General features: G+C 62.7%; 21 protein-coding genes and 1 riboswitch. Of the genes, 10 read left to right on the top strand and 11 right to left on the bottom strand.

The features are described 5' to 3' along the window. Window positions 1-139 precede the first annotated feature (139 nt). From mltB to ASD07_RS25650, 4 genes are read right to left on the bottom strand one after another with little or no spacing between them, the layout of a single operon-like run. The gene (gene mltB / locus ASD07_RS25635; protein WP_055937137.1) at window positions 140-1246 is read right to left on the bottom strand and encodes a lytic murein transglycosylase B; all 1107 of its coding nucleotides are present in this window, start codon (window positions 1244-1246) and stop codon (window positions 140-142) included. Continuing rightward, the gene (locus ASD07_RS25640; protein ID WP_055937140.1) at window positions 1243-3261 is read right to left on the bottom strand and encodes a DUF3488 and DUF4129 domain-containing transglutaminase family protein; all 2019 of its coding nucleotides are present in this window, start codon (window positions 3259-3261) and stop codon (window positions 1243-1245) included. Before ASD07_RS25640 ends, mltB begins: the two co-directional genes overlap by 4 nt. Next, window positions 3258-4217 carry a DUF58 domain-containing protein gene (locus tag ASD07_RS25645; protein WP_229207286.1) on the bottom strand — a complete coding sequence of 320 codons (960 nt, stop codon included), beginning with the start codon at window positions 4215-4217 and terminating at the stop codon, window positions 3258-3260. Before ASD07_RS25645 ends, ASD07_RS25640 begins: the two co-directional genes overlap by 4 nt. A gap of 24 nt (window positions 4218-4241) precedes the next feature. Further along, window positions 4242-5162: a MoxR family ATPase gene (locus ASD07_RS25650; protein WP_055937146.1), complete on the bottom strand. Its 921-nt coding sequence runs from the start codon at window positions 5160-5162 to the stop codon at window positions 4242-4244. Between the two features lie 73 nt (window positions 5163-5235). Between ASD07_RS25650 and ASD07_RS25655 the strand changes: the two genes are divergently transcribed. From ASD07_RS25655 to ylqF, 3 genes are read left to right on the top strand one after another with little or no spacing between them, the layout of a single operon-like run. Beyond that, window positions 5236-6162: a histone deacetylase family protein gene (locus ASD07_RS25655; protein WP_055937149.1), complete on the top strand. Its 927-nt coding sequence runs from the start codon at window positions 5236-5238 to the stop codon at window positions 6160-6162. A gap of 1 nt (window position 6163) precedes the next feature. Continuing rightward, window positions 6164-6766 (top strand): energy transducer TonB, encoded by a 603-nt coding sequence (locus ASD07_RS25660; protein ID WP_055937152.1) that lies wholly within the window; start codon window positions 6164-6166, stop codon window positions 6764-6766. A 37-nt stretch (window positions 6767-6803) separates the two neighbouring features. Then, on the top strand, window positions 6804-7751 hold the full coding sequence (gene ylqF, locus ASD07_RS25665; protein ID WP_082507564.1) for a ribosome biogenesis GTPase YlqF: 948 nt from the start codon (window positions 6804-6806) through the stop codon (window positions 7749-7751). Window positions 7752-7754: 3 nt separating this feature from the next. On the opposite strand, the gene ASD07_RS25670 is transcribed toward ylqF, so the two are convergent. The 3 genes from ASD07_RS25670 to ASD07_RS25680 are packed head-to-tail and all read right to left on the bottom strand — an operon-like array spanning window position 7755 to window position 11561. Continuing rightward, the gene (locus tag ASD07_RS25670) at window positions 7755-8543 is read right to left on the bottom strand and encodes a class III extradiol ring-cleavage dioxygenase (RefSeq protein ID WP_055937158.1); all 789 of its coding nucleotides are present in this window, start codon (window positions 8541-8543) and stop codon (window positions 7755-7757) included. Between the two features lie 19 nt (window positions 8544-8562). After that, entirely contained in the window at window positions 8563-9423 is an 861-nt protein-coding gene (locus ASD07_RS25675; protein WP_055937161.1) for a hypothetical protein, read from the bottom strand. Next, window positions 9420-11561, bottom strand: a complete 2142-nt coding sequence (locus tag ASD07_RS25680; protein WP_055937164.1) for a M1 family metallopeptidase — start codon at window positions 11559-11561, stop codon at window positions 9420-9422. The genes ASD07_RS25675 and ASD07_RS25680 overlap by 4 nt, the downstream gene beginning before the upstream one ends. 47 nt (window positions 11562-11608) lie before the next feature. Beyond that, window positions 11609-11813: riboswitch (cobalamin riboswitch) on the top strand. Window positions 11814-11883: 70 nt separating this feature from the next. Here ASD07_RS25680 and ASD07_RS25685 point away from each other — a divergent pair. The 3 genes from ASD07_RS25685 to ASD07_RS25695 all read left to right on the top strand — a co-directional run bounded on the left by ASD07_RS25685 (window position 11884) and on the right by ASD07_RS25695 (window position 15054). Then, window positions 11884-13809, top strand: coding sequence for a TonB-dependent receptor (locus ASD07_RS25685; protein ID WP_055937167.1), 1926 nt, complete (start codon window positions 11884-11886; stop codon window positions 13807-13809). A gap of 276 nt (window positions 13810-14085) precedes the next feature. After that, window positions 14086-14739, top strand: a complete 654-nt coding sequence (locus tag ASD07_RS25690; RefSeq protein WP_229207287.1) for a thiol:disulfide interchange protein DsbA/DsbL — start codon at window positions 14086-14088, stop codon at window positions 14737-14739. A 3-nt stretch (window positions 14740-14742) separates the two neighbouring features. Next, complete coding sequence (locus ASD07_RS25695) at window positions 14743-15054, top strand: hypothetical protein (protein ID WP_055937174.1); 312 nt, start codon at window positions 14743-14745, stop codon at window positions 15052-15054. Between the two features lie 107 nt (window positions 15055-15161). Here the strand turns inward: ASD07_RS25695 and ASD07_RS25700 are convergent, their stop codons facing one another. Beyond that, a complete protein-coding gene (locus ASD07_RS25700; protein WP_055937177.1) occupies window positions 15162-15659 on the bottom strand; it encodes a MarR family winged helix-turn-helix transcriptional regulator in 498 nt (165 codons plus the stop codon). Window positions 15660-15956: 297 nt separating this feature from the next. Between ASD07_RS25700 and ASD07_RS25705 the strand changes: the two genes are divergently transcribed. After that, window positions 15957-16271 (top strand): hypothetical protein, encoded by a 315-nt coding sequence (locus tag ASD07_RS25705; protein ID WP_055937179.1) that lies wholly within the window; start codon window positions 15957-15959, stop codon window positions 16269-16271. A 193-nt stretch (window positions 16272-16464) separates the two neighbouring features. Further along, complete coding sequence (locus ASD07_RS25710; protein WP_055937182.1) at window positions 16465-19314, top strand: TonB-dependent receptor; 2850 nt, start codon at window positions 16465-16467, stop codon at window positions 19312-19314. Between the two features lie 24 nt (window positions 19315-19338). Here the strand turns inward: ASD07_RS25710 and ASD07_RS25715 are convergent, their stop codons facing one another. Next, on the bottom strand, window positions 19339-20322 hold the full coding sequence (locus ASD07_RS25715) for a LysR family transcriptional regulator (protein ID WP_055937185.1): 984 nt from the start codon (window positions 20320-20322) through the stop codon (window positions 19339-19341). Window positions 20323-20428: 106 nt separating this feature from the next. Between ASD07_RS25715 and ASD07_RS25720 the strand changes: the two genes are divergently transcribed. Continuing rightward, window positions 20429-21454 (top strand): NAD(P)-dependent alcohol dehydrogenase, encoded by a 1026-nt coding sequence (locus ASD07_RS25720; protein ID WP_055937188.1) that lies wholly within the window; start codon window positions 20429-20431, stop codon window positions 21452-21454. A 225-nt stretch (window positions 21455-21679) separates the two neighbouring features. On the opposite strand, the gene sodB is transcribed toward ASD07_RS25720, so the two are convergent. Next, complete coding sequence (gene sodB / locus ASD07_RS25725) at window positions 21680-22258, bottom strand: superoxide dismutase [Fe] (RefSeq protein WP_055937191.1); 579 nt, start codon at window positions 22256-22258, stop codon at window positions 21680-21682. A gap of 67 nt (window positions 22259-22325) precedes the next feature. Next, window positions 22326-23669 carry an exodeoxyribonuclease VII large subunit gene (gene xseA, locus ASD07_RS25730; protein ID WP_055937195.1) on the bottom strand — a complete coding sequence of 448 codons (1344 nt, stop codon included), beginning with the start codon at window positions 23667-23669 and terminating at the stop codon, window positions 22326-22328. 905 nt (window positions 23670-24574) lie between these two features. Between xseA and ASD07_RS25735 the strand changes: the two genes are divergently transcribed. Next, entirely contained in the window at window positions 24575-25180 is a 606-nt protein-coding gene (locus ASD07_RS25735) for a MotA/TolQ/ExbB proton channel family protein (protein ID WP_055937198.1), read from the top strand. Window positions 25181-25197 lie beyond the last annotated feature (17 nt).

A 25197-nucleotide genomic window follows, 5' to 3' on the forward strand; every position in this document is an offset into this window, starting at 1 on the left:
AGCAGTACTTGCGTGCAACAAAAAATAGTATATTGCTCTCGAAACGCGTTGTCCTATCGCAACATTCTGAGAGAATTCTACCTGAATTTTTGTGTTAGGGTAATTCTACACTCTTGTATATCACACAAGTTACACGCAGTTACAAAGTTTCCTTCATTGAAAGCTTTACTGCACGGCCGAGTTCGATTACGGACATGGCATAGAAATAACTTCGGTTGTACTTTGTGATTGAAAAGAAATTATTGCTTCCGACCCAGTATTCGGTAGGGTCGGAACCATTCTGCAGATCAACCAGGCCGTACAGGCCCGGCGGCAGGTCCGCGTCCGGGTGCACGCCCGCGGCCAGCAGGTCGGCGCCGCTGTATTGGGCTTCCAGCCCGCCGCCAAGATATTTTTCCCAGCCGCGCTCAGGTGATACGGTTGCCGGATAAGCCAGCCGCGGCGGATCGTCGCGCTTCCAGCCGTGCGCAACCAGGAAATTGGCGACGCTGCCGATCGCATCGGCCGGCGAATTGCGCAGGTCGACCTTGCCGTCGCCGTCGAAGTCGACGCCCAGCTTATAGATATTGCCCGGCATGAATTGCGGCATGCCCACGGCGCCCGCATACGAGCCAGTCAGCGACAAGGGATCGATCCCGGCCTGGCGCGACGACACGATGGCCGCTTCCAGTTCGCTGCGGAAGAATTCCATGCGCACTTCGCGGTTCGGCGCCAGCGGATAAGAGAAGGCCAGGGTGGCCAGCACGTCGAGCACGCGGAACCTGCCCATGTCGCGGCCGTAGATGGTTTCTACGCCAATGATGCCGACAATGATTTCCGCCGGCACGCCATACTGAGCCTCGGCCCGCGCCAGGGTGCTGCGGTTGGCGTTCCAGAACTCGGCGCCGGCATTGATGCGCCTGGGCTCGATGAAGCGGCTGCTGTAGGCTTGCCAGTTCTTCGGCTTGCCCGGCGGCGCCGGCTTGACCAGCTGCACCGCCGCGTCGATATAGCGCAGTTCGAGGAACAGCTTTTCCGATTCTGCAATCGGCACGCCGTGCTTCAGTTCCAGCTCGCCCATGAACTGCTGCACCTCTTTCCATTGGCCGAAGTTGACGAATTCGCCGCTGTAATCGAGGGCCGGTTTCTTCGCTGCTTTTTTAACCTTGGCCGGTTTGTGGACGGCGGCGCCGGCGGCCGGCGCCAAGGCCAGGCCGAGGCAGGCCACGGCCAGCGCGGTGGTGGGGAATTTTTTTGAAAATCTCATCGGGATTGCTTCAGCAAACTATGCAGTCGTGCGACCGGGTTATCCTTTTGCGCCGCTGGTACGCCGTATTTGAGCGCGCCATACAGCTCCAGGAATGCTGTCATGGCCGCTATTTTCTCGCGCGGCAGGTTCGACTGCCGCACGCGATGGGCCAGGCCCAGTGGGCCTTCGTCCGGCGCCTTGTCCAAGCCATGCCGCGCCAGTTGGCGGCAGAAGGCGCGGTAGGCCGCATCGACCGGATCGCGCGTGCGTTCGGTGCGGCGGTATTTCATCAACAGCACTAGTGCTGCGCACAGGGCCAGTCCGGCCAGCAAGCGCCAGTCGGCAAAGGCTGCGGCCAGTTCTCTAAGGAAATCTTGCTGCCTCATTGGATTGTAATCGAGGATCCATTGATTCCAAGCATTATTCATCGCACTGAGGCCAAAACGCATCTGCGCCAGCCACGAGCTCTTGTCGCGCGCCAGGTCGGCCAAGCCTTGCAATCCGAAAGGCGCTGCGCGCGGCAAGGCCTGCGCCAGGCTGCTGCGGATGCGCTCCGGGGCCACGGCGGCGGTCGGGTCGATGCGGGTCCAGCCGCGCTGGGGACCGAGCCAGACTTCGCTCCAGGCATGGGCGTCGGACTGGCGCACCGTGTAATAACCGTCGACCGGATTCTGTTCGCCGCCCTGGTAGCCGTTCACCACGCGTGCCGGCAGGCCGGCTGCGCGCATCAGGTAGACGAAGGAGCCGGAAAAGTGTTCGCAGAATCCCTTGCGCGAATCGAACAGGAATTCGTCGATTTCATCGCGGCCCAGCCGGCCCGGTTCCAGCGTGTATTCGAAGCCTTTACGGAACATGTCCAGCACGGCGGCGATGGCGGCATCGTCGCCGCGTTCGGCGCGCAGCGCCTGGATCTGGGCCGCATAGCGCAAGGTGCGCGGGTTGTAGCCTTGCGGCAGCTGCAGCCAGGTCTCCAGCGCCGGCGGTTCAAGAGCCGGCTGTGCGAGGTAAGCCGGGTGCGCCACGGAACTGTAGCGCAGGCGCTTGTCGCTGCTGGCCTCCACCAGTTGTTCCAGTTCGGCGGTGTAAGCGGCGCCCGCGCCATCGATGTTGGGGCCAGGCTCGCTCAGTTCCAGCATGAACAGGAACTGGCGGCGGCCCGGTTCCAGTGTCACCTCGTAAGGATAGGCCGGCCCTTTCCAGCTCAGTTGCCGCGCCAGCCGCACCTGGGCCACCGGATGCAGCGGCCGGCCGATGCGGGTCCAGGCGCGCCCGTCGTAGTTGCTCAGCACCGGACCGCGCCAGTAAAGCTGTTCCGGCGGCGGTGCGGCGCCAAAGAACTGCGCGCGGAATGCCACTTCTTCCGATAACGCCAGGTTGGTCATGGAGCCGGGCGACATGCTGTCGGACATGCCGCTCTTGCCGCCGGCGGCATCGCCCGGCAGGCCCCACAGCGGCCCCTGGATGCGCGGGAAGCCGACAAACAGCAGCACGCCCAGCGGCGCGGCAATCAGGAAAATGCGGCCGGCCAGCTTCAGCCGCGCGGCCAGCGGCGGCACGGCGCCGCTAAGCTGGAAGGTAATCTGCGCCGACAGCAGTACGATGATGGTGGCGATCATCACCAGCGCCGTGAGGATTGATTGCGAGTAGAAGAAATTCGTCAGCAGCAGGAAGAAGCTGAGGAAGATCACCACGAACAGGTCGCGCCGCGCGTGCATTTCCAGCAGCTTGAAGGTGAGCAGCAGGGTCAGCATGGTGACGCCCGGTTCGCGCCCGAGCAGGGTGCGGAAGGTCAGGTAGACGCCGCCCATGGCCAGCAGCGATACCGGCAGCAGCAGCCACATTGGCGGCAGGCGGCTGCCGCGCAGGGTAATGGCGGCGCGCCAGGCCAGGGTGAGGCAGACCGTGGCCGAAGTCCACAGCGGCAGGTGGCCGAAGTGGGGCGCCAGCACCATCACCGCCGCCAGCAGGAGCAGCAAGGTATCGGCTTTGTCGCGCGTCAGGCGGCCGGCCATGTTCGACAGGCCGGCAATCATGCGCCCTCCTTGCCGTACAGCGCCAGCGCCCGCAGGCATTCGGCGCAATGCGCTTCGCCCAGGCCTTGTGCAATCTCGCGGCCGCCGATGGTGAGGGCATAAGGCAGGGTGCGCCGCTCCGCTTCCAGCACCCAGGCGGTCAGGCGCGATAGGCGTACTTCGATATCGAGCTGCTGCGGCAGTGCGCCCAGGTCCAGCAGCAGGTCGGATACTGCGCCGCCTTCGAAATGCTTGCTCACCAGGTTGCCGCCGTCGGCCGGGTGCAGGCGCGCGATCTGGCGCCAGGCAAGGTGGCGCATCGGGTCGCCCGGCTGGTAGCTGCGGATGCCGGAGAAATTATCCAGGCCCACGGTGCCGTAGCCGTCTTCGCGCGCCGCACCGGTGGTCGGCAGCGGCGGCGGCGCCGTTTCCGGCTGCGGATAGGCCAGCACTTTCAAATCCGGCTGCCAATATGACCAGGCGCCGAACAGGCCAAGCGGGAAACGGGTGAACAGGCGCACGCGCGGCGCGGCCAGCCAGCCGCGTTGCGTCGTCGGGCGCGACAGCACCACGGCCGCGCTGCCCTTGGCGGCGACGTCGATCGCCTGGCGCGGCTCACCTTCGTCCTGGAAACCGAGCCAGAGCGCATAGCGGTCGCGCGGCGTGGCATTGCGCACCAGCAGTTCGAACTGGGCTTCGTCGCCGGCGAACACCGGTTGGGCACGGCCCGGCGCCAGGTGCAGGAAGGCCAGGTTCTTGGCCGTCATGTACATGTCGACGATGGCGCACGAGCCGGTGAAGAAGGTCAGCACGAAGCCAAGGCCCAGGTTGTAGTTGATGGAGCCGACCAGCATGATCAACAGCAGGCCGACAAAGGCGATCCCCGGCTTGGTCGGCAGGATGAAGACGCGGCGCATCACCAGCTGCACTTCGCCGGCTTCCTTTTCCTTCAGCTGGAACAGCCAGCGGTCAAGCATTCTCCTCGCTGGAGCAAGCATGGCTTATACCGCTACCGATTTCTGCAGTTGCAGCACCAGGTCGCGGCTGGCCAGCGCGGTGCCGTGCGAAGACTTGAGCGGCCGCAAACGGTGGGCGCAGACCGGCACCAGCACGGCCTGCACGTCTTCCGGCATGACGTGGTCGCGGCCTTCCAGCGCAGCCCAGGCGCGCGCCGCCTGCAGCAGGGCCAGCGCGGCGCGCGGGCTCAGGCCTTCGGCAAAGAAACCGTTCTGGCGCGAAGCCTGCGCCAGCGCCTGCACATAATCGATCAGGGCCGGCGCGGCGTGGATCTGGCGCAGCGCCTGCTGGGCGGCGAACAATTCGGCCGGCGTCATGGACGGCGCCAGGTGCTTGAGCATCTGGCGCCGGTCTTCGCCCATCAGCAGCGCGCGTTCGGCGGCAGCGTCGGGGTAGCCGAGCGAGATGCACATCAGGAAGCGGTCGAGCTGCGATTCCGGCAGCGGGAAGGTGCCGACCTGGTGGGTCGGGTTCTGCGTCGCGATCACGAAGAACGGTTCGGGCAGCGGGCGGGTGACGCCATCGGCCGAGACCTGGCGTTCCTCCATCGCTTCCAGCAGGCCGGATTGGGTCTTCGGCGTGGCGCGGTTGATTTCGTCGGCCAGCAGCACTTGCGTGAAGATCGGGCCGGGATGGAAGCTGAAGGCATTCAGCTCGCGTTCATAGATCGAAACGCCGGCCACGTCGGCCGGCAGCAGGTCGCTGGTGAACTGGATACGGTTGAACTGCAGGCCCAGCGACAGCGCCAGGGCGTGCGACAGCGTGGTCTTGCCGACGCCCGGCAAGTCCTCCAGCAACAGGTGGCCGCCAGCCAGCAGGCAGGTCAGCGACTGCCGTATTTGCAGCTCCTTGCCGACGATGACCTGTCCGACCTGGCGCGCTACGGCGTGTAATTTGGTATACATGGTTTTGGTACGTGGTTTGGTGGAGCTGGCGCCGCATGGTAGATTACTCGCATTCTATGCGAGAACGCGATTCATGAGCACAGCAATTTACAGCCATCCCGACTGCCAGCGCCACGAAATGGGCGACTGGCATCCCGAATGTCCGGCGCGCCTGCAAGCCATTGCCGACCAGTTGATCAATGCCCACATCGACGACCTGCTGCAGCACCGCGACGCACCGCTGGCGGATGAGACTTCGATTGCGCGCAACCATAGCGCCAACGCCATCGCCATCGTGCGCGATCACCTGCCTTCGGCTGGCCAGTACTACCCGATCGACGGCGACACTTCGCTCAATGCCCATAGCTGGCAAGCCGCGCGCCGCGCCGCCGGCGCCGCGGTGGCCGCAACCGATGCCGTGATCGACGGTGAAATCGATAATGCCTTCTGCGCCGTGCGCCCGCCGGGCCACCATGCGCGACCGACCGAGCCGATGGGCTTCTGCCTGTTCAATAATGTGGCGATCGCCGTCAAGCATGCGCTCGAGGTGCGCGGCCTGGAGCGCGTAGCGGTGGTGGACTTCGACGTCCACCATGGCAACGGCACCGAGGAAGCGCTGCTCGACGAGCCGCGCGCGCTGATGGTGAGCTTTTTCCAGCATCCCTTCTATCCCTATTGCGAAGTGCTGCCGGAGACGCCCAACCGCGTCAACGTGCCGGTGCCGGCTGGATCCAAGGGCGACACGGTGCGCGCGCTGGTGCAGGAGAAGTGGCTGCCTGCGCTGCATGCCTTCAAGCCGCAGATGATCTTCATCTCGGCCGGTTTCGATGCCCACCGCGAGGACGACCTGGGCGGCATGGGCCTGGTGGAAGCCGATTACGCGTGGATGACGCAGCAGGTGATGGAGGTCGCGCGCCAGCATGCGCATGGCCGCATCGTGAGCTGCCTGGAAGGCGGCTACAACCTGTCGGCCCTGGGCCGCAGCGTGGTCGCCCATGTAAAGGCCCTGGCCGAGATCTGAGATGCTGTCGCTGTTGCTTGCGCTGGCCGCTGCCAGCGCCTTTCCCTATGAATCGCTGGCCACGCCGGCCAGCTGCACCCTGCCTGAGTGGCCGCGCGAAGCCGTGCGCTATGAAGTCGAGGGCACGACCACGCTGCAATTCCAGCTTGGCGCCGACGGCGCCGTGCGCAATGCGCAGGTGAGGCAGGGCAGCGGCTGGGGCATCCTGGACCAGGCGGCGCTGGCCGGCCTGGCGCGCTGCCGCTTCAAACCGGGCCTGGCCGCGGCACGCGAGGACACGGTTTTCCCGCTGCAGTACGCCTGGACGCTGGAAGGCCCGGCGCCGCTGCGGCCCATGCTGCTGCCCGGCAGCTGCGGCCCGTCGCAGCGCTTCCTGCGCTACGATAACCTCGACCAGCGGCCCGATGGCCGCGCCTCCATCAAGCTGCGGTTCCTGGTCGACGCCGAGGGCAAGGCCCGGCGTATCGTGCCGGAGGCGGCGCATTTCGATGCCGCGGTGGTGCGCGATGCGGTAAGCTGGCTGCAAACTTGTCGTTTCGGCATCTCGCCCAAGGCCAGCGGCGCCCGGACCGACACCTCGTTCGGCAGGGTGGTCTTGAGGTAAAATGGCGGATTGTTCATTCGATTCGTAAGGCAAGAGCATGTCTATCCAATGGTTCCCCGGGCATATGAACGCCGCCAAGAAAAAGGCGGCGGAACAGATGGCCGACGTCGATGTCGTCATCGAAGTGGTTGACGCGCGCCTGCCTGCGGCCAGCTGCAATCCGCTGGTGGAGGAGCTGCGCAAGTTCCGCCAGCGTCCCTGCCTGAAGATCCTGAACAAGATCGACCTGGCCGACCCCGACGCCACCGCGGCCTGGATCCGCCATTTCGAGCAGGACAAGACCGTCACCGCCTACGCCATGACGACCAAGAAGCCGTCCGACGTGGCCAAGGTGATTGCCAAGGCGCGCAAGCTGGCGCCGCACCGCAACGAAGCGATCAAGCCGCTGCGCATGATGATCATGGGGATTCCCAACGTCGGGAAGTCGACCCTGATGAACGCGCTGCTCAAGCGCCGCGTGGCGAAAGTGGGCGACGAGCCGGCAGTGACCAAGCAGCAGCAGAAGATCTACCTGGACCTGGAGACGGTGCTGATCGATACGCCGGGCCTGCTGTGGCCGAAGATCGAAATGCCCTCCGACGGCCTGGCGCTGGCGGCTTCGCACGCGATCGGCGCCAATGCGCTGATCGAGGAAGAAGTGGCGGTATGGCTGGCGGAAGAACTGCTGAAGCGCTATCCGGAACTGCTGAAGGCGCGCTACAAGGCCGATGTCTCGGCCATGGATGGCGTGGCCCTGATCGAGCGCGTGGCGCAGCTGCGCAGCTATCGCCTGAGGGGCGGCGACTGGGACTTCGAGAAAGCCTCGCACATGCTGCTGCTGGATTACCGCAGCGGTGCGCTGGGCCGGATTTCGCTGGAAACGCCGGCTTCCCGCGCTGAAGCGCTGGCAATCCATGTCGAGGCGGAGCGCGTCAAGGCGGAGGAGGCGGAGCGCAAGGCAGCAGAGAAGGAAGCCGAGCGCATGAAGGGCAAGCGCGGCGCTTGATCCTTAGCCGAGCTTGAAGCTGCTGACCGCCAGCGCCCCCATGAAGCGGTCTTCGTGATACACCACCTCGGCGGCCGCATCCTCGGCCGCACCCACCACCACCATCAAAGGCAGCAAATGTTCCTCGCGCGGATGCGCCATCCGCGCTGCCGGAGCACGCTCCCACTCCAGCAAGCGCGCCGTGCGTTCGGCCGGCGCCGCCGCCATGGTTTCGCGCAGCCAGGCGTCGAATACGCGTGAGGCCTCGGCGCCGGCGGCGTTGAAGGCGCGCAGGTTGTGGTAACTCAGGCCGCTGCCGACGACCAGGATGCCTTCATCGCGCAGGGGCCGCAGCAGGCGCCCGACAGCCAGGTGCTCGGCCGGATCGAGACCATGGCGCAGCGAGAGCTGCACGATCGGCACGTCCGCTTGCGGGAAGGCGGGGTACATGGCGCTGAACGTGCCGTGGTCGAAGCCGCGCTCCGCGTCAAGCCGGGCACGCTCGCCAAGCAGCTCGATCACGCGCGCAGCCAGTGCCGGCGAACCCGGCGCGGGGTACTGGATCTGGTAGGTATGCGGCGGAAAACCGCCGTAGTCGTAGATCATCGACGGCTTGGCCGATGACGACACCAGGAAGTGGCGTCCTTCCCAATGCGCGGTAACAACCAGCAGACCTTTCGGCTTGCCGCCGGCCTGGCGCGGCAGGTCGCGCAGCGACGCGTCCAGCTGGTCGTAGGCGTTGCCGAACTGGTCGCGCAGCCAGGGCCATGGGCCGCCGCCGTGGGACAGGAAGAAGGTGGGCAAGGTTGTCATGCCCACCAATATACTCCGGTCAGCGATTCGTTGCAGACAGCGTCATCAGCGCAAGCAGCCGCGCTGCACGCATCCACGCCATCGCCAGCACCACCAGCTGCGCCAGCAGGAAGCCGGCCAGCAGCAGCAAGCCGTTGCTGCCTGCCAGGTTGAAGCGCGCCAGCACGAACAGGCCCGCGAGCAGCAGGCCCGCCACGGTCAGCAAGGCATAGCTGCCCAGCATGGCGCCTGGGCGGCGCAGCAGCAGCTTGAGGCCCGACCACCAGGCCTTGACCGCAGACGTGCGGCGGCGGTCGATGGCCAACTGGGCGCGCCCGGCATCGAGCGTCAGGTTGGCCAGGGCGAGCAGCAGGACGCCGAGCACATTGGCGAACAGCACCCACCTGTCGGCATCCGATTCAAGGCTTGCCTTCTCGGCAAAGTCCTGCGCGCTGTCGGCCACTGCAGCGCCGATGGCCAGCGCCAGTCCAAGCGGAATGACGGCCCACAGCAGCGTGCGGAACATGCGCGGGTACTCGCCCACGCCGCCTGCGAACAGCTGGCGGAAAGTCGCCGTTTCCGGCGCCCGGCCCGCAGTGACGATGACCCCGGTCAGGAGCGGCGAGAGCAGCAGCGTCAGCACCAGCGCGGCGATCCCGCCGGCCTGCAGCGACAGGCTATTGCGTTTGAGTTCAGCCATGATGTCGGCCAGGCTTAGCACGTCGAGCGATTTGGCCAGTTCCGGCGCGTGCACCGACTGGTCGAGGATGCCGGACAGGGAACTCCACATCGGCGCCGCGAGCAGCAGGGTAGGCAGCAGCGCGGCCACGATCCAGGTCGCCAGCAGCCGCCATTGCAGGGCGGCGCGGCTTGCGTTTTTCAGGTTGGCGGTCAGTTTCATAAGGTCGCAATGAAGGAGAGCAGGGTCTGGACGATAGCGGCGAAGTCGAAGCTCCAGCGGCGCGCGGCGCGGCCATCGGACTTGAGCGTGCGGCTGTCATCGAGCTTGTTGGCGTCGAGGTAGTGCTGGCGGCCCGGGTCGAGTTCCGCCGACACGGCCTTGGACGGCCTGGTCCATTCGAAGGTTCGCCAGCGCTCTGCGCCGTCCCACAGCACGATTTCCGTGGTGCCGTCGGCGAACGTGACGACCAGGGTTTGCAGTACGTCGGCGCCGCGGCGGCGTACCGTCACGATCGTGTGGTAGGGATAGGGGCCCTGGTTTTCCTTGGCATCCGGGTATTGCTCCTTCCAACCCTTGCGCTGCTTGCCGATCCGTTTCTCAACTTCCTCCTCTGTCAATTCGACGTGCTTGCCGTTCTCGACATGCACTCCTGGCAGCGGCAGCACTTCAGCGCTGGTGAATTTGGAGATGCGGTCGTCAACCCGGTTCACGCTGTACACCTGCTGCGCAAATACCTGCTCCACCAGCCTGCGGTTGCCGCTTACTTCGCTCAAGACCTCGCGGAAATCGGCCAGGCTCGGATGGCGGAATTTCCAGCGGCGGTAGTATTCCTTGAAAGCGCGCTCGATGACGTCCCTGCCCAGTTGCGCTTCGAGATCGTGCATGGTGGTCGCAGTGCGGGAATACACCGGGCCGACGCCCTGCAGGCGATGGAAGGCGCTGGCGCCCAGCGGGTCGGACGGTTCTTCGCGCGGGGTCATGGCGCGCTCTACGTCCCAGACGTTGAAGCGCGGCGCAAAACCGAGCTTGCCGAGCAGGGGCGTGGTGGCATCGACCGTGCGGCGCAGGTCGGACAGCATGCGCGTGTTCCAGTACTGGTTCAACCCCTCGTCCAGCATCGGCTCTTCGAACTCGTTGCTGGCGAGGATGCCGTAGAAGTAGCCATGGCCGAATTCGTGGATGGTGACGAAATCCAGTTCGAAGGCGCTGAGCGTGCCCGGGGTGACGTCCTTGTAAGCATCGGCGGTGAAGAAGGTCGGGTATTCCATGCCGGCCGCTTCGCGCGCGTTGTACGGCGGGATCACCACGGTCACCGTCCTGTAAGGGTAGGGGCCGAGCGTCTTCGAGAAGTAATCGAGCGAATCCCTGGTGGCTTTCAGCGCGGGCGCTGCGTTCGATGCATATTCCGGCGGAAACAGCACGGTGATCTTCACCGGCGGGCTGCCGGCGCCAATCCAGGTGTCGGTCAGCGGCTTGGCGCTGCGGCTGTCGGCGGTCCAGGCGAAATCGTGCACGTCGCCTTGCACGAAGTGGTGGGTCAGCTTGCCTTCTTTTTCGACAGGCTGGCCTTGCAGTTCGCCGGTAGCGCCCACGGTATAGCCTTTGGGTACGGTCAGCTTGACGTCGTAGTTGCCGAAGTCGGCGTAGAACTCGGATTCGGCGTGGAATTCGTGGGCGTTCCAGCGCGGCGCCGTGGCACCGCGTTCACCGGGCAATTCCAGCACGGCGATCTTGGGGAACCACTGCCCGACCAGGTGGAAAGTGCCGAAGTAGCCGGTGCGCGATACCACGCGCGGCAACTGGTCGAAGAAGCCGATATCGAGCGTGGTGCTGGCGCCCGGCGCGACTGCTTGCGGCAGGTCCATGCGCACCACGGTGCGGTCGGTAACGGGGCCGCCATCGGGCTGCACGAATTTCCACGGCACGCTGGCGCCGTTCTGCTGCACGCTGCGCAAGTCGATATAGCCCCATTCGCCGTCCTTGGTATCGACGCCGGAGCGGAAGCTGTTGCCGCTCTTGCGCTGCTCGGTGAAATAGGTGCTGCCCGGATTCTGGAAGGCGTTCAGGTACAGGTGCAGGTAGACGCTGCGCACCGGTTCGCTGCTGCGGTTGCGCCAGGTCAGGCGCTGCCTGCCTTCGACCGTATGCTTGACCGGGTCGAGGCTGGCCTCGATCTTGTAATCCACCACGCGCTCCGACAGCGTGGCTTCCTGCCCGGTGCGCATGCCACCCCAGGCATTGGGCGCGCTGGGCACGGAAACCGCGGCGGCATTGCGCGGCGCAGTCGGTATCTCGGCTTGCGGTGCTGCGGCGCCGGCCAGCAGGGCGACGGCGGCGAGCGCGATGAAAGTACGCATGGATCTCCCGTAACAATTTGGCAACGCGTCACTATAGCCTAAGCAGCGTATAATGTGGCCGCCTTGGTGCCCGCCCCCTGTTCGTGGGGGCAGTTAAACGGGAAACGCAATGTGCTGCCCCCGCAACGGTACGCAAGCGCCGTCGTCATGACGGCAGGCCGCGCCAAACAACCACTGCATCAATGAACACGCAGGAAGGTGGAACGGTCAGTCTTGCCAGCCCGGATACCGGCCAGGGAGGTGGAAGCGCACCCGTACAGGGCTCGACTTCTGTGGATTCCGACTGCGGGGAGGCAGGCGGAAAATACTCATTCAAACAGTCATGACCATCATCTCCTCGCGCTGCGCGCTTGCCGTAGCTGTTGCCGTATGCTTCGCCGCACCGGCCCAGGCTCAATCCCAAACCGACACCGTTGTCATTTCCGGTTCCCGCTTCGCCAGCGACCCATCGCTGTTGCCGATCGGCGCCACCACCATTAGCGCAGCCGATATCCGCCGCGCCGGCGTATCGGACGTCAACCAGGCGATCCGCAAGATCGGCGGCGTGTATGGCCGCCAAAGCCTGACCGGCAGCCCTGACTTCGGCCTCGACCTGCGCGGCTTCGGCACCTTCAGCGACCAGAACGTCGTGATCGTGCTGGACGGCGTGCGCCTGAACGAGAACGAGCAGCTGGCAGCGACCCTGTCCACCATCCCGATCGACCGCGTGCAAAGCATCGACATCATGCGCGGCGGCGCCAGCGTGCTGTACGGCGAAGGCGCGACCGGCGGCGTGATCCGCATCACCACCAAGCGCCCGCAAGCCGGTGAGCGCAGCGGTAACGTATTTACCGAAGCGGGCCAGTTCAACAGCAGCGAAGTGCGCGCCAGCCTGGCACAGGGCTTCGACTCTTACGCATTCGACCTGTCGGCCGGCCACCAGCGCACCGACAACTACCGCGACAACAATGATTTCAAGCAGTCGCGCATCAACGGCGGAGTGCAGTTCAACACCGGCGTTGGCCGCTTCTCGCTGCGCGCCGATATCGCGCGCCAGGACCAGCGCTTTGCCGGTGGCCTGAGCGAGGGCCAGTTCCTGCTCGAACCGCGCCAGACCCTGACCCCGAATGATTTCGGCAAGCTCGATAGCGACCGTTACACCGCCGCCTGGGAGCACAAGGTCGGCGCCTTCGACCTGGCGGCCGAACTGTCGCACCGCCAGAAAGAATCGGAAGGCGTTTACAGCGGCTTCAAATCGGCCTACGACAGCAAGCAGACCCAGTTCTCGCCGCGCGTGCGCCACCTGGGCCAGTTCGACGGCCTGCTGAACGAGCTGGTGGCAGGCTTCGACTTCAGCCGCTGGAACCGCGTGACCCATGCTTTCTTCTCGGCCGCCGACGTCGAACAGCGCAGCAAGGCTTTCTACCTGCGCGACGAAATGAAGTTCTCCGGCCCGCAGCAATTCCGCCTGGCCGCCGGCGTGCGCCGCGAACTGTTCGACAAGGATTCCGCCGATTCGGTTCCATTCGGCGCCAACTACAGCCAGAAACAGGCGCATAACGCCTGGGAAGCGCAGGGCAGCATGCTGGCCGCGCCAGGCCTGACCGCCTGGGCCAAAGTTGGCCAGAGCTACCGCGTCGCCAACGTCGACGACAATGCCTTCACCCCGGTTCCAGGCAAACCGCTGGAAACCCAGGTGTCGCACGACGCCGAGATCGGCCTGGGCTACGCGGCTGGCGATGCCAAGCTCGACGCGCGCGTCTTCCGCCATAAGCTGGACAACGAGATCTATTTCGACCCGACCATCTTCGTCAACACCAACCTGGCGCCGACCCAGCGCAAGGGCTTCGAGCTCGATGGCAGCTACCGCCTCGCGCCGGAATGGCAAGTGCAGGGCCACTTCCAGCAAGTGGAAGCCGAATTCCGCTCCGGCCCTAACGCCGGGCGCGAGCTGGCGCTGGTGCCGAAGAACATCCTGACCGTGCGCCTGGCATGGCTGCCGGCGGACGGCCAGAGCGCCGACATCGGCGTGCAGCGCGTAGGCAAGCAGCGTTACGGTAGCGACTTTGATAACAGCTGCGATGCCCGCATGCCGGCCTACACCGTGGTCGATGGCCGCTACGCGCGCAAGTTCGGCCAATGGGAGCTGGCGCTGAGCGCGCTGAACCTGTTCGACAAAGACCACTACAGCCAGGCGTTCAGCTGCCGCGGCGGCATCTACCCGAACAGTGGCCGCCAACTGAAAGTTTCGGCGCGCTACGACTTCTAGTGGCCTGAAACGGGAGAATCGGGAGCGAAGGACGTGCGGGCGGCGTGCAGGGCAAGGCGCAAAGCGCAGCAATAGCGAGCTATTGCGAGCATTTGCAACGCGGCCATGCGCGTCGAACCGCGCGGCAAGCGTTCTCGATTCGAGCGTGGCAGGTCACCAGGCACTTAAATCAGGCTTAAAAATGCCCCGCCGGCGCCAATTTGGCCCGCGGGGCTGATCACAGCGCGCAAAAAATGGTAATCTCGCGGCGTTTACCATTTACCTGTAAGGATGACCATGCGCTTGCTGCGACTGCTGATTGCTTCTGCCGCCCTGATGTTCACCGCTGCCGGCGCCTATGCCGCCGAGCCGAAAGAGGGCGTTGACTGGAAGGTCCTCGATACCCCGGTACGCACTGAAGCCCAGGGCAAAAAGGTCGAGGTTGTCGAGTTCTTCATGTACACCTGCCCACACTGCTTCGCGCTCGAACCGCGCATGTCGGCCTGGGTCAAGCAGAACGCCGACAAGATCCACTTCCGCCGCATCCACTTCGCCCGCGGTGAAAAAGACGTGCTGGCACGCGCCTACGTGACCCTGGAAACCATGGGCAGCACGGAAGCCGGCCAGAAGCTGTTCGACGCCATCCACAAAGAGCACAAGCGCCTGATGCGCGAGCAGGACGTCACCGCCGTGCTGGTCAGCGCCGGCGTCGACAAGGCCAAATACGAAAGCGTCTACAAATCCTTCAGCGTCGAGTCTAAAATGAAGCGTATGGAGAGCATCATCGCCCAGTACAAGGTGGACAGCGCGCCAACCCTGGTGATTGATGGCCGTTTCGTCACCTCCCCATCGATGGCCGGCCGTCCGAACCAGCCGGAAGACCAGTCCCAGGCCGCCGCCCTGGCAGTTGCGGACTACCTGATAGCCAAAGCTGCAGCAAGCAAGAAGTAAGACATGGAACAACGTGAAGAAGGCGTGATGCGTGCATTCCGGGAGTCGGCCCCTGACGAGGCCGGCCTGGTGCAGCGCAGCTGGGTCAACCACTTTGCCTGGACGCTGGTGGTCCTGCTGTCGGGGCTGGTGTTCTGGCTCGTCGTCGCGGTAGTGAATGCCGAGAACCAGCGCAATGCGCTGGCCAGCAAGCAATGCCGCGACCAGGTCTTCAAGGAAGAGATCGACCGCCAGTGCATGCAGAGCGTGCAATCACGCGAGCACTGGTGGCAGCACCTCTACTACGCAATGAAGCACACCAAGCCCCAGAAATGAAGCAAGCCCGCCGTAGCGGGCTTTTTTTATGAAAGTCGGGGTCAGCTCCGGCAATCGGACATTCGCTGCGCGAATGTCCGATTGCCGGAGCTGACCCCGACTTTCATTTATGCGCTGACGTCGAGGTTGGCAAGCTGGCGCTTGAAGAGCTGCTCCTGCACGCGGATGTCGTCGCCGTTGTAGCCGTCGTAGGCGCGGGTGGTGCGCGTCCAGACTTCCGGCATGACCTGTTCGATCAGGTTGCGGCCTGCGTCGGTCAGGGTAATCATCACGCAACGGCGGTCGCCAGGGCGGTTGCCGCGGGTGATCAGGCCTTGCGCTTCCAGGTCGTTGCAAACCCGCGTCAGGTTGGCCGGCTTTTCCATGCAGGCTTCGCCCAGGTTGGACGCGGTCGAAGTTTCACTCTCCGATCCATACAGCACCGCCAGCACCATATAGCTGGCATCGACCAGGTCATACTTGCGCAACACCGAATTCGCCAGATCCTTCATGCGTTTCTGGACGTGATAGGTCATGCGCAGCAGGCGTACCAGGTCTTCCGGGAACTCCGGGATGCGAGTATGAATATTTTTCAGGCGCTTATTGGTTGCGTCAAAACTACTCATTCTGCAGGCACTCCTGTGCAATTTGTTCAAGCCTGAATTGTACTAGTGTTGACCTAAGGTAAATGCCTTTTTGATCTGCATCAAACCCCGAACGCAAGACCCGGACAAGGATGAGTTCCGTCTTTTTTGAAAGCTACGTCTTGGGAAAACCTTATACTTAAAGGGGAAATTTGGTACAAATGCCATACAGCCGAAGATGTTTCAGAATTATTGCTTATGTAACACAGTGTTGGCATCTTCCAACACTGCGCCGCCTTGGGCCCGAAATCGTTAGATTATTGGAAACAGGAGGACATCATGTCAGGAACCAGTACCCTCGACCCGGACAATATGCCAGCCCAGCCTGACCGCGAAGTCAACAAGGGTCACGGCACCGGGGCACTCGGCCCCAGCGACTCGTCCGATTCCGGCAGCGACCTGCAGGGCGCCCGCCCGCCAGGCCCCGGCGACACCGAACTCGACAGCGATACCGATGCCCAGGGCACCGGCGAACGCGCCAGCGTCGGCCGTGATACGCCGGCCCCGGATGGCGGCGATATCGATGTCGACCATGTCGAATCGATGCCCGACGCCAAACGCCAGGAACGCGACGACGTCGAACGCGGCAGCTGAAAAGCTGTTGCGGCAAGGCTACAAGGCGCCCCGGCCCGGGGTGCCGCGGGGCACGCACGAGCGCGCTTTCTCCCTAGGGCAGCCGTTCGCTTGATATCAAAACCGGTATTAAAGTCGGAAAAGAATTAATTGGATTGCATTCCGCCAGTTCCCTACAGTCGGTTCCACAAAAACCAACTCATGGAGACCGCAAATGCAGCACCAGTTAAATCTGAAAACCACCGTCGCCTGCATGCTGGCCACTGGCCTGCTGAGCAGCGCCTCGGTCTGGGCGCAGGAAGCCGCCGAAAAGGCGGAGCCGACCGACACTTCAACCGTCGTCGTCACCGGGGTCAAGGCATCGCTGATCAAGAGCCTGGCGATCAAGCGCACCAATGACCAGGTGGTGGAATCGATCGTTGCCGAAGACATCGGCAAGCTGCCCGATAACAATGTCGTCGAAGCGCTGCAGCGCGTAACGGGGATCCAGGTCACCAATCGCGCCGGCGGCGAAGTCGGCACCCTGTCCATCCGCGGCCTGCCCGACCTCCAGACCACCTGGAACGGCCGCTCCATTTTTACCGCTTCCGGCACGCAGGTCGCGCTGCAGGACATCCCCTCGACCCTGGTGCGCCAGATCGACGTCTACAAGACGCGCGATGCCAGCCAGTTGGAAACCGGCATTGCTGGCCAGGTTGACGTCAAGTCGCTGCGGCCGTTTGATTTCAAGGGTCCGAAATTTTCGCTTTCGGCGCGTGAAACCTACCTCGATCCCGCGAAAAAAGCGAACCCGCAGCTCAGCGCCATGTTAAGCAACCGCTGGCAAACCGGCGTCGGCGAATTCGGCGCCCTGGTCAATCTGGCGGCTACCAGGACGAAATACCGCAATGAAAGCGTGACGCCGGGTGCCATGGTGCCGTTTACCAGCCCGAATGCCGCTGAAGTTCCCGCCGGTTACACGCCCTTGCAGCGCATCTTCGACAACAAAATCTGGACGCCTGGAACCCATGCAGGCTTGCCGATGGCAGAAGGTTCAACGCTGGATTTCGACGGCAAAGCCTATCCTTATTACCTGGCGCGCGACGCCGTTTTCCAGAGCGACGTGCAGGGCGAGCGCAAGCGTCCCGCCGCCAATATCGCCTTGCAGTGGAAACCGGACAGTGATTCGGTCTACACCTTCGAATCGATGTACAACGGTTATCGCAACAAATCCTTCAACCGGCTGCTGTTCAGCTTTGTTGACTGGTGGGGGGACCTCGGCAGCAATCCGGCGGGGACGATCACGACGTTCCCGGGAACGAACGTGATCAAGAGCCGTCATGTGAATAACGTCTACGGCTTCAACAGCGGCGACTACACCACGTCGGCAACCGATTCCCGCGTTTATGCCGTGAACGGCAAGTGGAACCTTGGCGACCGCCTGAAGCTCGATGGTGACCTGTCGTACCAATCGAGCAGCTATCACTCGGAATTCACCGCCACCCGGATTGATCGCGTTGCACCGTCTATCGACGTCGACTTCAATGCCGGCGGCAGCAACACGGCATTCCACTTCAATAACGATGCCGACCTGGCCGACCCGGCCAAGTGGAATGTTGCGCAGTTCTTCGATACCGCCAACCGCAATAAGGGCAGCGCTGCGACGGCAAACCTGTCGGGCGTCTACGATGCCAACTGGGGGGCGCTGGAGACGATCCAGTTCGGCGTGCGCTTCGACGACCGCAAGGCGTCCGAGGCTAACCGGACCCAATCGGGCACACTGAACCGCAACCTGGCCTCGCTGGGTCCGGAGTATTCCTCCACCAACTCGAACTTCGGCAGCGACATCTCGGATGTTCCGCGCACATGGGTCGAGCCCAACGCCTACTACATCCGCGACCATATCGACGACTGGCGCAAGCTCATGAATTCGGCCGATACGAACTTCCAGACGACGGACAAGCTGGGCCTGCAGAAGACGTTCGAGATCGATGAAAAGACGCGCAACCTCTTCCTGATGGGGAATACCCAAAACGAGCTGTTCGGCCATCGCCTGCGCGGCAATTTCGGCGTGCGCTACGTCAAGGTCGATACCGACATGACCTTCTATAAGGTGGATGCCAGCACCAAGGCGGTCACCTCGTCCAGTGCCAGCAAGTCGACCAGCAAGCTCCTGCCCAGCATGACGCTGATTTACGACGCGTCCAGGGACGTCGTGCTGCGTACCAACTACGGTGAAACCCTGCGCCGCCCGAACTTCGGTGACCTGAATCCGGTCCTGCAGCTCGCTGACGACGTTTCAAAGGTGGGATATGGCTCGGGCAGCGGCGGCAATCCGGACCTGAAACCGACGCGCTCCAAGAACCTTGACCTGACGGCCGAGTGGTATTTCCAGAAGGACAGCGCACTCTACGGTACTGTGTTCAAGCGCAAGATCGACGGCCTGGTCGTGAACTTGCGTCACAAGGTTCACGTCGATCCGGCGAACGACCCGTTCCGCAACTCGACCTCGGGCGGCGACCATACGAACGGCTATGACTACGTCATCAATTCGCCGGTCAATGCCTCCAACGGCACGATCAAGGGCGCCGAGCTGGGCTTGATCTACTTCCCGAAAGGACTGCCGAGCCTGCTCGACGGCCTGGGCTTCCAGGGCAGCTATACGCGACTCAGCTCGTCGCAGAACGTCCCCGACGCCAATGACGCCGGGGTCATCGTCGCCCAGCTCGAGACACCGTTCTTCGGCGTTTCCAGGAGCTCCTACAACGCCACCCTGGCATACGAAAAGGGCCCGGTCAGCGCGCGCTTGTCTTATGTCTGGCGCTCCGGCTTCCTGGCCAGCAACGAAGCCGCCTTGTTTGCCAATCCGATCGGCATCTGGCGTCATCCGGAAAAGAGCGTGGACTTCCAGATCTCCTACAAAATCAACGAGAACATGTCGTTCGATATCAGTGGGGTCAACCTGACCAACGAATTGCAGCAGCAGTACTACCACTTCGGCAATGCGGGTAACGCGCAGGTGAGCAATTTCGGTACGGTCCAGACCGGTCGTTCGGTCTCGGCTGGCTTGCACTGGAAGATGTAAGCCCGGCCGGCCAGGAGGATCCCGCTAGCCAGGCGGGGTCTTGGAGCGCGTGTTCGGCTTGTCCTTGCGCTGGCGTATGTGGGGCAGGGCCGGGTTCTGCTCTGCGCTTGCCAGATAGATTGGCGTGACCTCAAGCAGCGTGTCAATCGCGACGCGCAGCTTGGCGGGCATGTAAGGGGTATGGGGCCACACCAGATGCATCTGTGAGGCTTCCATTTCCCCGCAATCGAACAGCACTTTCAACTCGCCCCGTTTCACGTACGGGGCCACCAGCCAGCAGGGCAGCCAGGCGAGTCCCATGCCGCGCGCCGTCGCATCGGCAATCACCTGCAGGTCATCCAGCAGCATGCGCTGCCGCGGCAGCAGGTCGTGCGTGCGGCCATCCGGCGTCGACACCGTCCACTCCTTCACCACGCGCCCGCGCGAGTACAGGATGCCGACGTGCCCGGCCACCTCCTGCAGGCTCTTTGGCTCGCCGTGCTGCTCCAGGTAAGAAGGAGCGGCGCAGATCAGCATGCGCTGCTGGCCCAGGTGGCGCGCGGCCAGGCTGCCGCTGTTCGGCAGCGGGCCGACGCGCAGGCCAAGGTCGAAGCCTTCGTCCAGCAGGTCCACCACCCGGTCGTTGAATGAGATATCGATGGTCAGTTGCGGGTAGCGCTGGGCCAGGTCCATCATCAGCGGCGCCACGAACTGGCGGCCGAACAGCACCGGCACGCTGATGCGCAGGCGCCCGGTCGGTTCGCTGCGGCCGGTGCCGATGCAGGCCTCGCCCGCATCCAGTTCGGCCAGGGCACGCACGCAACGCTCGTAATAAGACTGGCCGGCTTCGGTCAGGTTCTGGCTGCGCGTGGTGCGGTGGAACAGGCGCACCCCAAGCCGCTCTTCCAGCCGCGCGATGGACTTGGCCACAGCGGAGCGGGTCTGGTGCAGCCGGGTCGCGGCAGCGGAGAAGCTGCCGGCCTCCACCGCCTGCACGAAGACGTTGATGCCATTCAGGCGTTCATTCATATTGTTTCCATTTAGTCGACAATATGTCGAGAAAACTCCACCACTGTGGAGTGTAGGGAAACTATATAGTTCTTCTCACTTAACCACAACCTGCAAGGAGCTCCAAATGCATGCTTACCAAATCACCCCTGGCGGCGGGATCGACAGCCTGGAAGCGATCAAGCTGCCTAAACGCGCACTGCAATTCCATGAAGTGCGCGTCAAAGTGCACGCCGTTTCGCTGAACTATCGCGACCTGATGGTGGCCCAGGGCACCTATCCGACCAGCGGCGAAGGTCCCGTCGTGCCCGGTTCCGACGCGGCCGGCGAGGTAATTGAAGTCGGCCCGGGCGCGGAGCGCTTCCGCGTCGGCGACCGTGTAGCGAGCACTTTCTTCCCTGATTGGGAAGAGGGCAAGGTCACTCCCGGCAAGACGGCGGTGACGCTGGGTGCGGGCGGCAACGGCGTGCTGGCGGAAGAACTGGTGATGCACGAAGGCGGCCTGGCTGCCGTCCCGGCGCACCTGAGTTATGAAGAAGCGGCCACGCTGACCTGCGCCGGCGTCACGGCCTGGAATGCGCTGTTCGTGGAAGGCGGCCTGAAAGCGGGCGAGACCGTGCTGCTGCTTGGCACTGGCGGCGTGTCGGTCTGGGCACTGCAACTGGCCAAGGCCGCAGGCGTACGCGTCATCGTCACCTCGTCCAGCGACACCAAGCTGGAACGGGCACGGGCAATGGGCGCCGACGTATTGATCAACTACCGCAAGACTCCCGAGTGGCAGGAAGAAGTGCTGCGCGCCACCGATGGCGAGGGCGTCGACCTGGTGCTGGAAGTGGGCGGCCAGGACACTGTGGCGCGCTCGATCGCATCGGCCAGCATGGGTGGCAAGCTGGCGGTGATTGGCGGCCTGGGTGGCGGCTTCGAAACCAGCCTGCAATTGCTCGGGATCGTCATCGGCGGCAAGAGCATGAGCGGCATCTATGTGGGTAGCCGCAAAATGCAGGAAGACTTGTCGCGCCTGGTCACCCAGCGCAACATCAAGCCGGTGGTAGACCGTGTGTTCGACATCCACCAGGCGCGCGAAGCCTACCAGCACCTCGCCTCCGGCAACCACTTCGGTAAAGTCGTGATCAGCGTCAAGCCGCGCTATTGAATAAATTCGGTGCCAGGTCTGTCATTCGGACACGCGAGCGGTTTCTTTGACAAATCTCAATACGCAATTTCGGTGGAATTCGCGTATTGAGAAGTATCAAATGGGAGCGCTGTCTGTCCAATTGACAGACCTGGCACCGAATCTTGGCACCGAATCTTTGGCACCGAATCGGGCGAAAAAAAAGCTCGCCTATCGCGAGCTTTTTTTGTTGGCGAAGAACCGCGATTAAGCGAAGTTCTGGGCCACGAAGTTCCAGTTCACCAGGTTCCAGAAGGTTTCCACGTACTTTGGACGTGCGTTGCGGTAGTCAACGTAGTAAGCGTGTTCCCATACGTCGCAGGTCAGCAGCGGCTTGTCGGCGCCGGTCAGCGGGGTAGCTGCGTTGGAGGTGTTGGCGATCTCGACGGAGCCGTCAGCCTTTTTCACCAGCCAGGTCCAGCCGGAACCGAAGTTGCCGACGCAGGACTTGGTGAATTCAGCCTTGAAGTTGTCGAAGGAACCGAACTTGGCATTGATGGCGTCAGCCAGGGCACCGGTAGGTGCGCCGCCGGCGTTGGGAGCCATGCAGTTCCAGTAGAAGGTGTGGTTCCAAACCTGGGCTGCGTTGTTGAACACGCCGCCGGAAGACTTCTTCACGATCTCTTCCAGGGACAGGTTTTCGAACTCGGTGCCCTTGATCAGGTTGTTCAGGTTGGTGACATAAGCCTGGTGATGCTTACCGTAGTGGAATTCCAGGGTTTCCTTGGAGATGTGCGGCTGCAGCGCGTCCATTGCATACGGCAGTGGTGGCAGGGTATGTTCCATGAATGTTTCCTTTTGATTGAGACGAAAAGTTATTTTTGCCGAAACGGCGACTATTGTAATACGAACGCTAGGTAAGCGTTGGCTGCACGGTGGCGACGCCGATTTCGGCGCCGCCCTCGGCCAGCCGGACGCCCAGCGATTGTCCCGGCTTGATATGCGCCGGGTCGCGCAAGACGGCTCCGGCGGCGTCGGTGACGATGGCGTAGCCGCGTTCCAGCGTGCGCTGGGGATTCAATAATTCGAGTTGTGCCGACAGCGCGTTCAGCGCATCGCGCCGCTGCAGCAGTTGCGAACGCATGCTGGCGCCGGCGCGGTGCTGCAGGGCTTCCATCGCTGCCCGCGCTTTGCTGGCGTCGGGCTTGCGCGCAGCCAGGCGGCCGGCCAGCCGGTCGAGCGTGAAGCGGGCTTGCTGCAGCGGGTTGCGCGTGGCGTGCATCATGGCGGTGGACAGGCTTTGCAGCTGCAGGCGCTGCTGTGCGATGCGGGCTGTCGGGCTGAGCAGGCGGCGCTGCAGGTTGTCCAGGGTCTGGGTGGCATCGCTGAGGGCGCGGCGCATGGCGCGGCGCAGGTCGGTGGCGTCGGCACGCAGGGAACCGAGCCAGTCGGCGCGCGGCGTCGCGGCAAGTTCGGCGGCGGCGGTCGGCGTCGCGGCGCGTACGTCGGCGGCAAAATCGCAGATGGTGAAGTCGGTCTCGTGGCCAACGCCGGACACCACCGGCATATTGCAGTTGGCCACGGCGTAAGCGACCACTTCTTCGTTGAAGCACCACAGGTCTTCCATGCTGCCGCCGCCGCGCACCACCAGCAGCACATCGCATTCCGCCCGGCGCGAGGCGGCCTCAATGGCGGCCGCAATCTGGGCGCCGGCCTGCTGGCCCTGCACCAGGGTAGGGTAGAGCACCACGTTGACGTGCGGCGCGCGCCGGCGCAGGGCGATCAGCACGTCGCGCAGGGCCGCCGCCTGCGGGCTGGTGACGATGCCGATGGTGCGCGGGAACAGGGGCAGGGCGCGTTTGCGTTCGGTATCGAACAAGCCGGCTGCGGCCAGGCGCTCTTTCAGGCGCTGGAAGGCTTCAAACAAGGAACCTACGCCGGCCCGGCGGATTGCCTCCACATTGATCTGGTAGTCGCCGCGCGGCCCGTACAGGGTGACCAGGGCCCGCACCTCAACCTTGTCGCCTTCGCGCGGCACGAAACCGGCGTACTGGGCGCGGCCGCGGAACATGACGGCGCGCACCTGGGCGGCGTCATCCTTGAGCGTGAAATACCAATGGCCCGAGCTTGCTCGAGTGAAATTCGAGATTTCCCCAGATATCCACTGCAAGGGGAAAGAGCGCTCCAGCAGGCGTGCGACGGCCTGGTTGAGGGCGCTGACTGAAATAACCTGGTTGGGTTCGGGGCTGTTGATCATTGACCTGTCCACACTTTTTGAAAGCGGTCATGCTTATGTCATATATCACTTCATATCGCAAGTATTTTTTGTAAACACCTGATTATTAAGGGTAAACGTCAATGCTTCATAAGCGGGCAATTTGCGAATTTCCTTATAGATCAAGGACTTTGCGATAGCGAACGGCTGTTACGCACAAAGATATCCACAGAATGTGTGAGGAACTTTTCGCCGTCAGAACTTGCGTGATGAAAATGTTTGCAGGGTAACTTTCATTTTAGAAATCAAGGACTTGGCACTCCAGTCTGTCCCTTGCTAACAATTTTATCCACAGAAGCTGTGGGGAAAGTTGCTGCCTCAAAATTGAGCGCAGCGTGATTGTCGTTGCATATCAAAGACTTGCATCACCTCCTGCGGCCTTGCTCACACTTTTGTCCACAGAATTTGTGCAGAAGCGGCAAAAATGTCCACTTCGGGGTCAGGAACGAATCCGGACATGACAATGCGAAATTTTTACGCATGGCAAGAAAGTCCTTATGGATCAAGTACTTCACCCCTCAAGCATAGCCTTGCTAACAATCTTATCAACAGAATATGTGAAGAAGTGCACAGCTGGGGATAAGCAGGAAAAGTGCCACTGCGCATTTTTTGTGCTTGAGAATAATTCGCTTTGCGATCAAAGGCTTAGCATATAAAAGCCGCCATTCCCCACAATTTTGTCCACAGAATATGTGTAGAACTGCCCCTTCCAGAGCTGATGAAAATTTTTGCATTAGAAAAAATCATAATCAAATCATGGGGTTAACGCAAAATAGTTGGATTGCCAACAATGTTGTCCACAGAAAATGTGAAGAATGCGCACACTTGCCTGATAGCTCTCGACACGCTACATTGCGCGTTTAGGTTTTCTTTCTTAGGAGTATGTCTTGCTCGCAATTTTCCAGGCCGCCGGCTGGCCAATCTGGCCTCTGCTGATCGCTTCCATTGTTGCCCTTGCGTTGATCGTCGAACGCCTGATGTATCTGCGCCGTTCGCGCATCATTCCGAAGACACTGCTGGACGAGGTTGTGCGCGTCTATCGCAGCGGAAACATCAACAATGAAATTATCGCCAAGCTGGAAAAATCGTCCCAGCTCGGTGTTGTTCTTTCGGCAGCGTTGCGTAATGTCAACGCCCCACGCGATGTCATGAAGGAATCGATCGAAGAGGTGGGCGGTGCAGTAGCGCACGAACTGGAGCGCTTCCTGACCACCCTCGGCACCATTGCTACCCTGGCACCGCTGATGGGCCTGTTTGGTACCGTGGTCGGCATGATCGAGATCTTCGGCTCGCAGAATTCTGCCGGCGCCAACCCGGCGCAACTGGCGCACGGTATTTCGGTGGCGCTGTACAACACCGGTTTCGGCCTGGCGATCGCGATGCCGACCCTGGTGTTCTATCGCCACTTCCGCGCACTGGTTGACTCCTTCGTCATCGACATGGAGCAGCAGGCGGTCAAGTTCGTGGACGTCGTCCACAACACCCGCAAATAAGCGGGGGACCAGTTTAT

Source organism: Duganella sp. Root336D2 (genome assembly GCF_001425005.1).
In the GTDB taxonomy this organism is placed as follows: domain Bacteria; phylum Pseudomonadota; class Gammaproteobacteria; order Burkholderiales; family Burkholderiaceae_D; genus Rugamonas.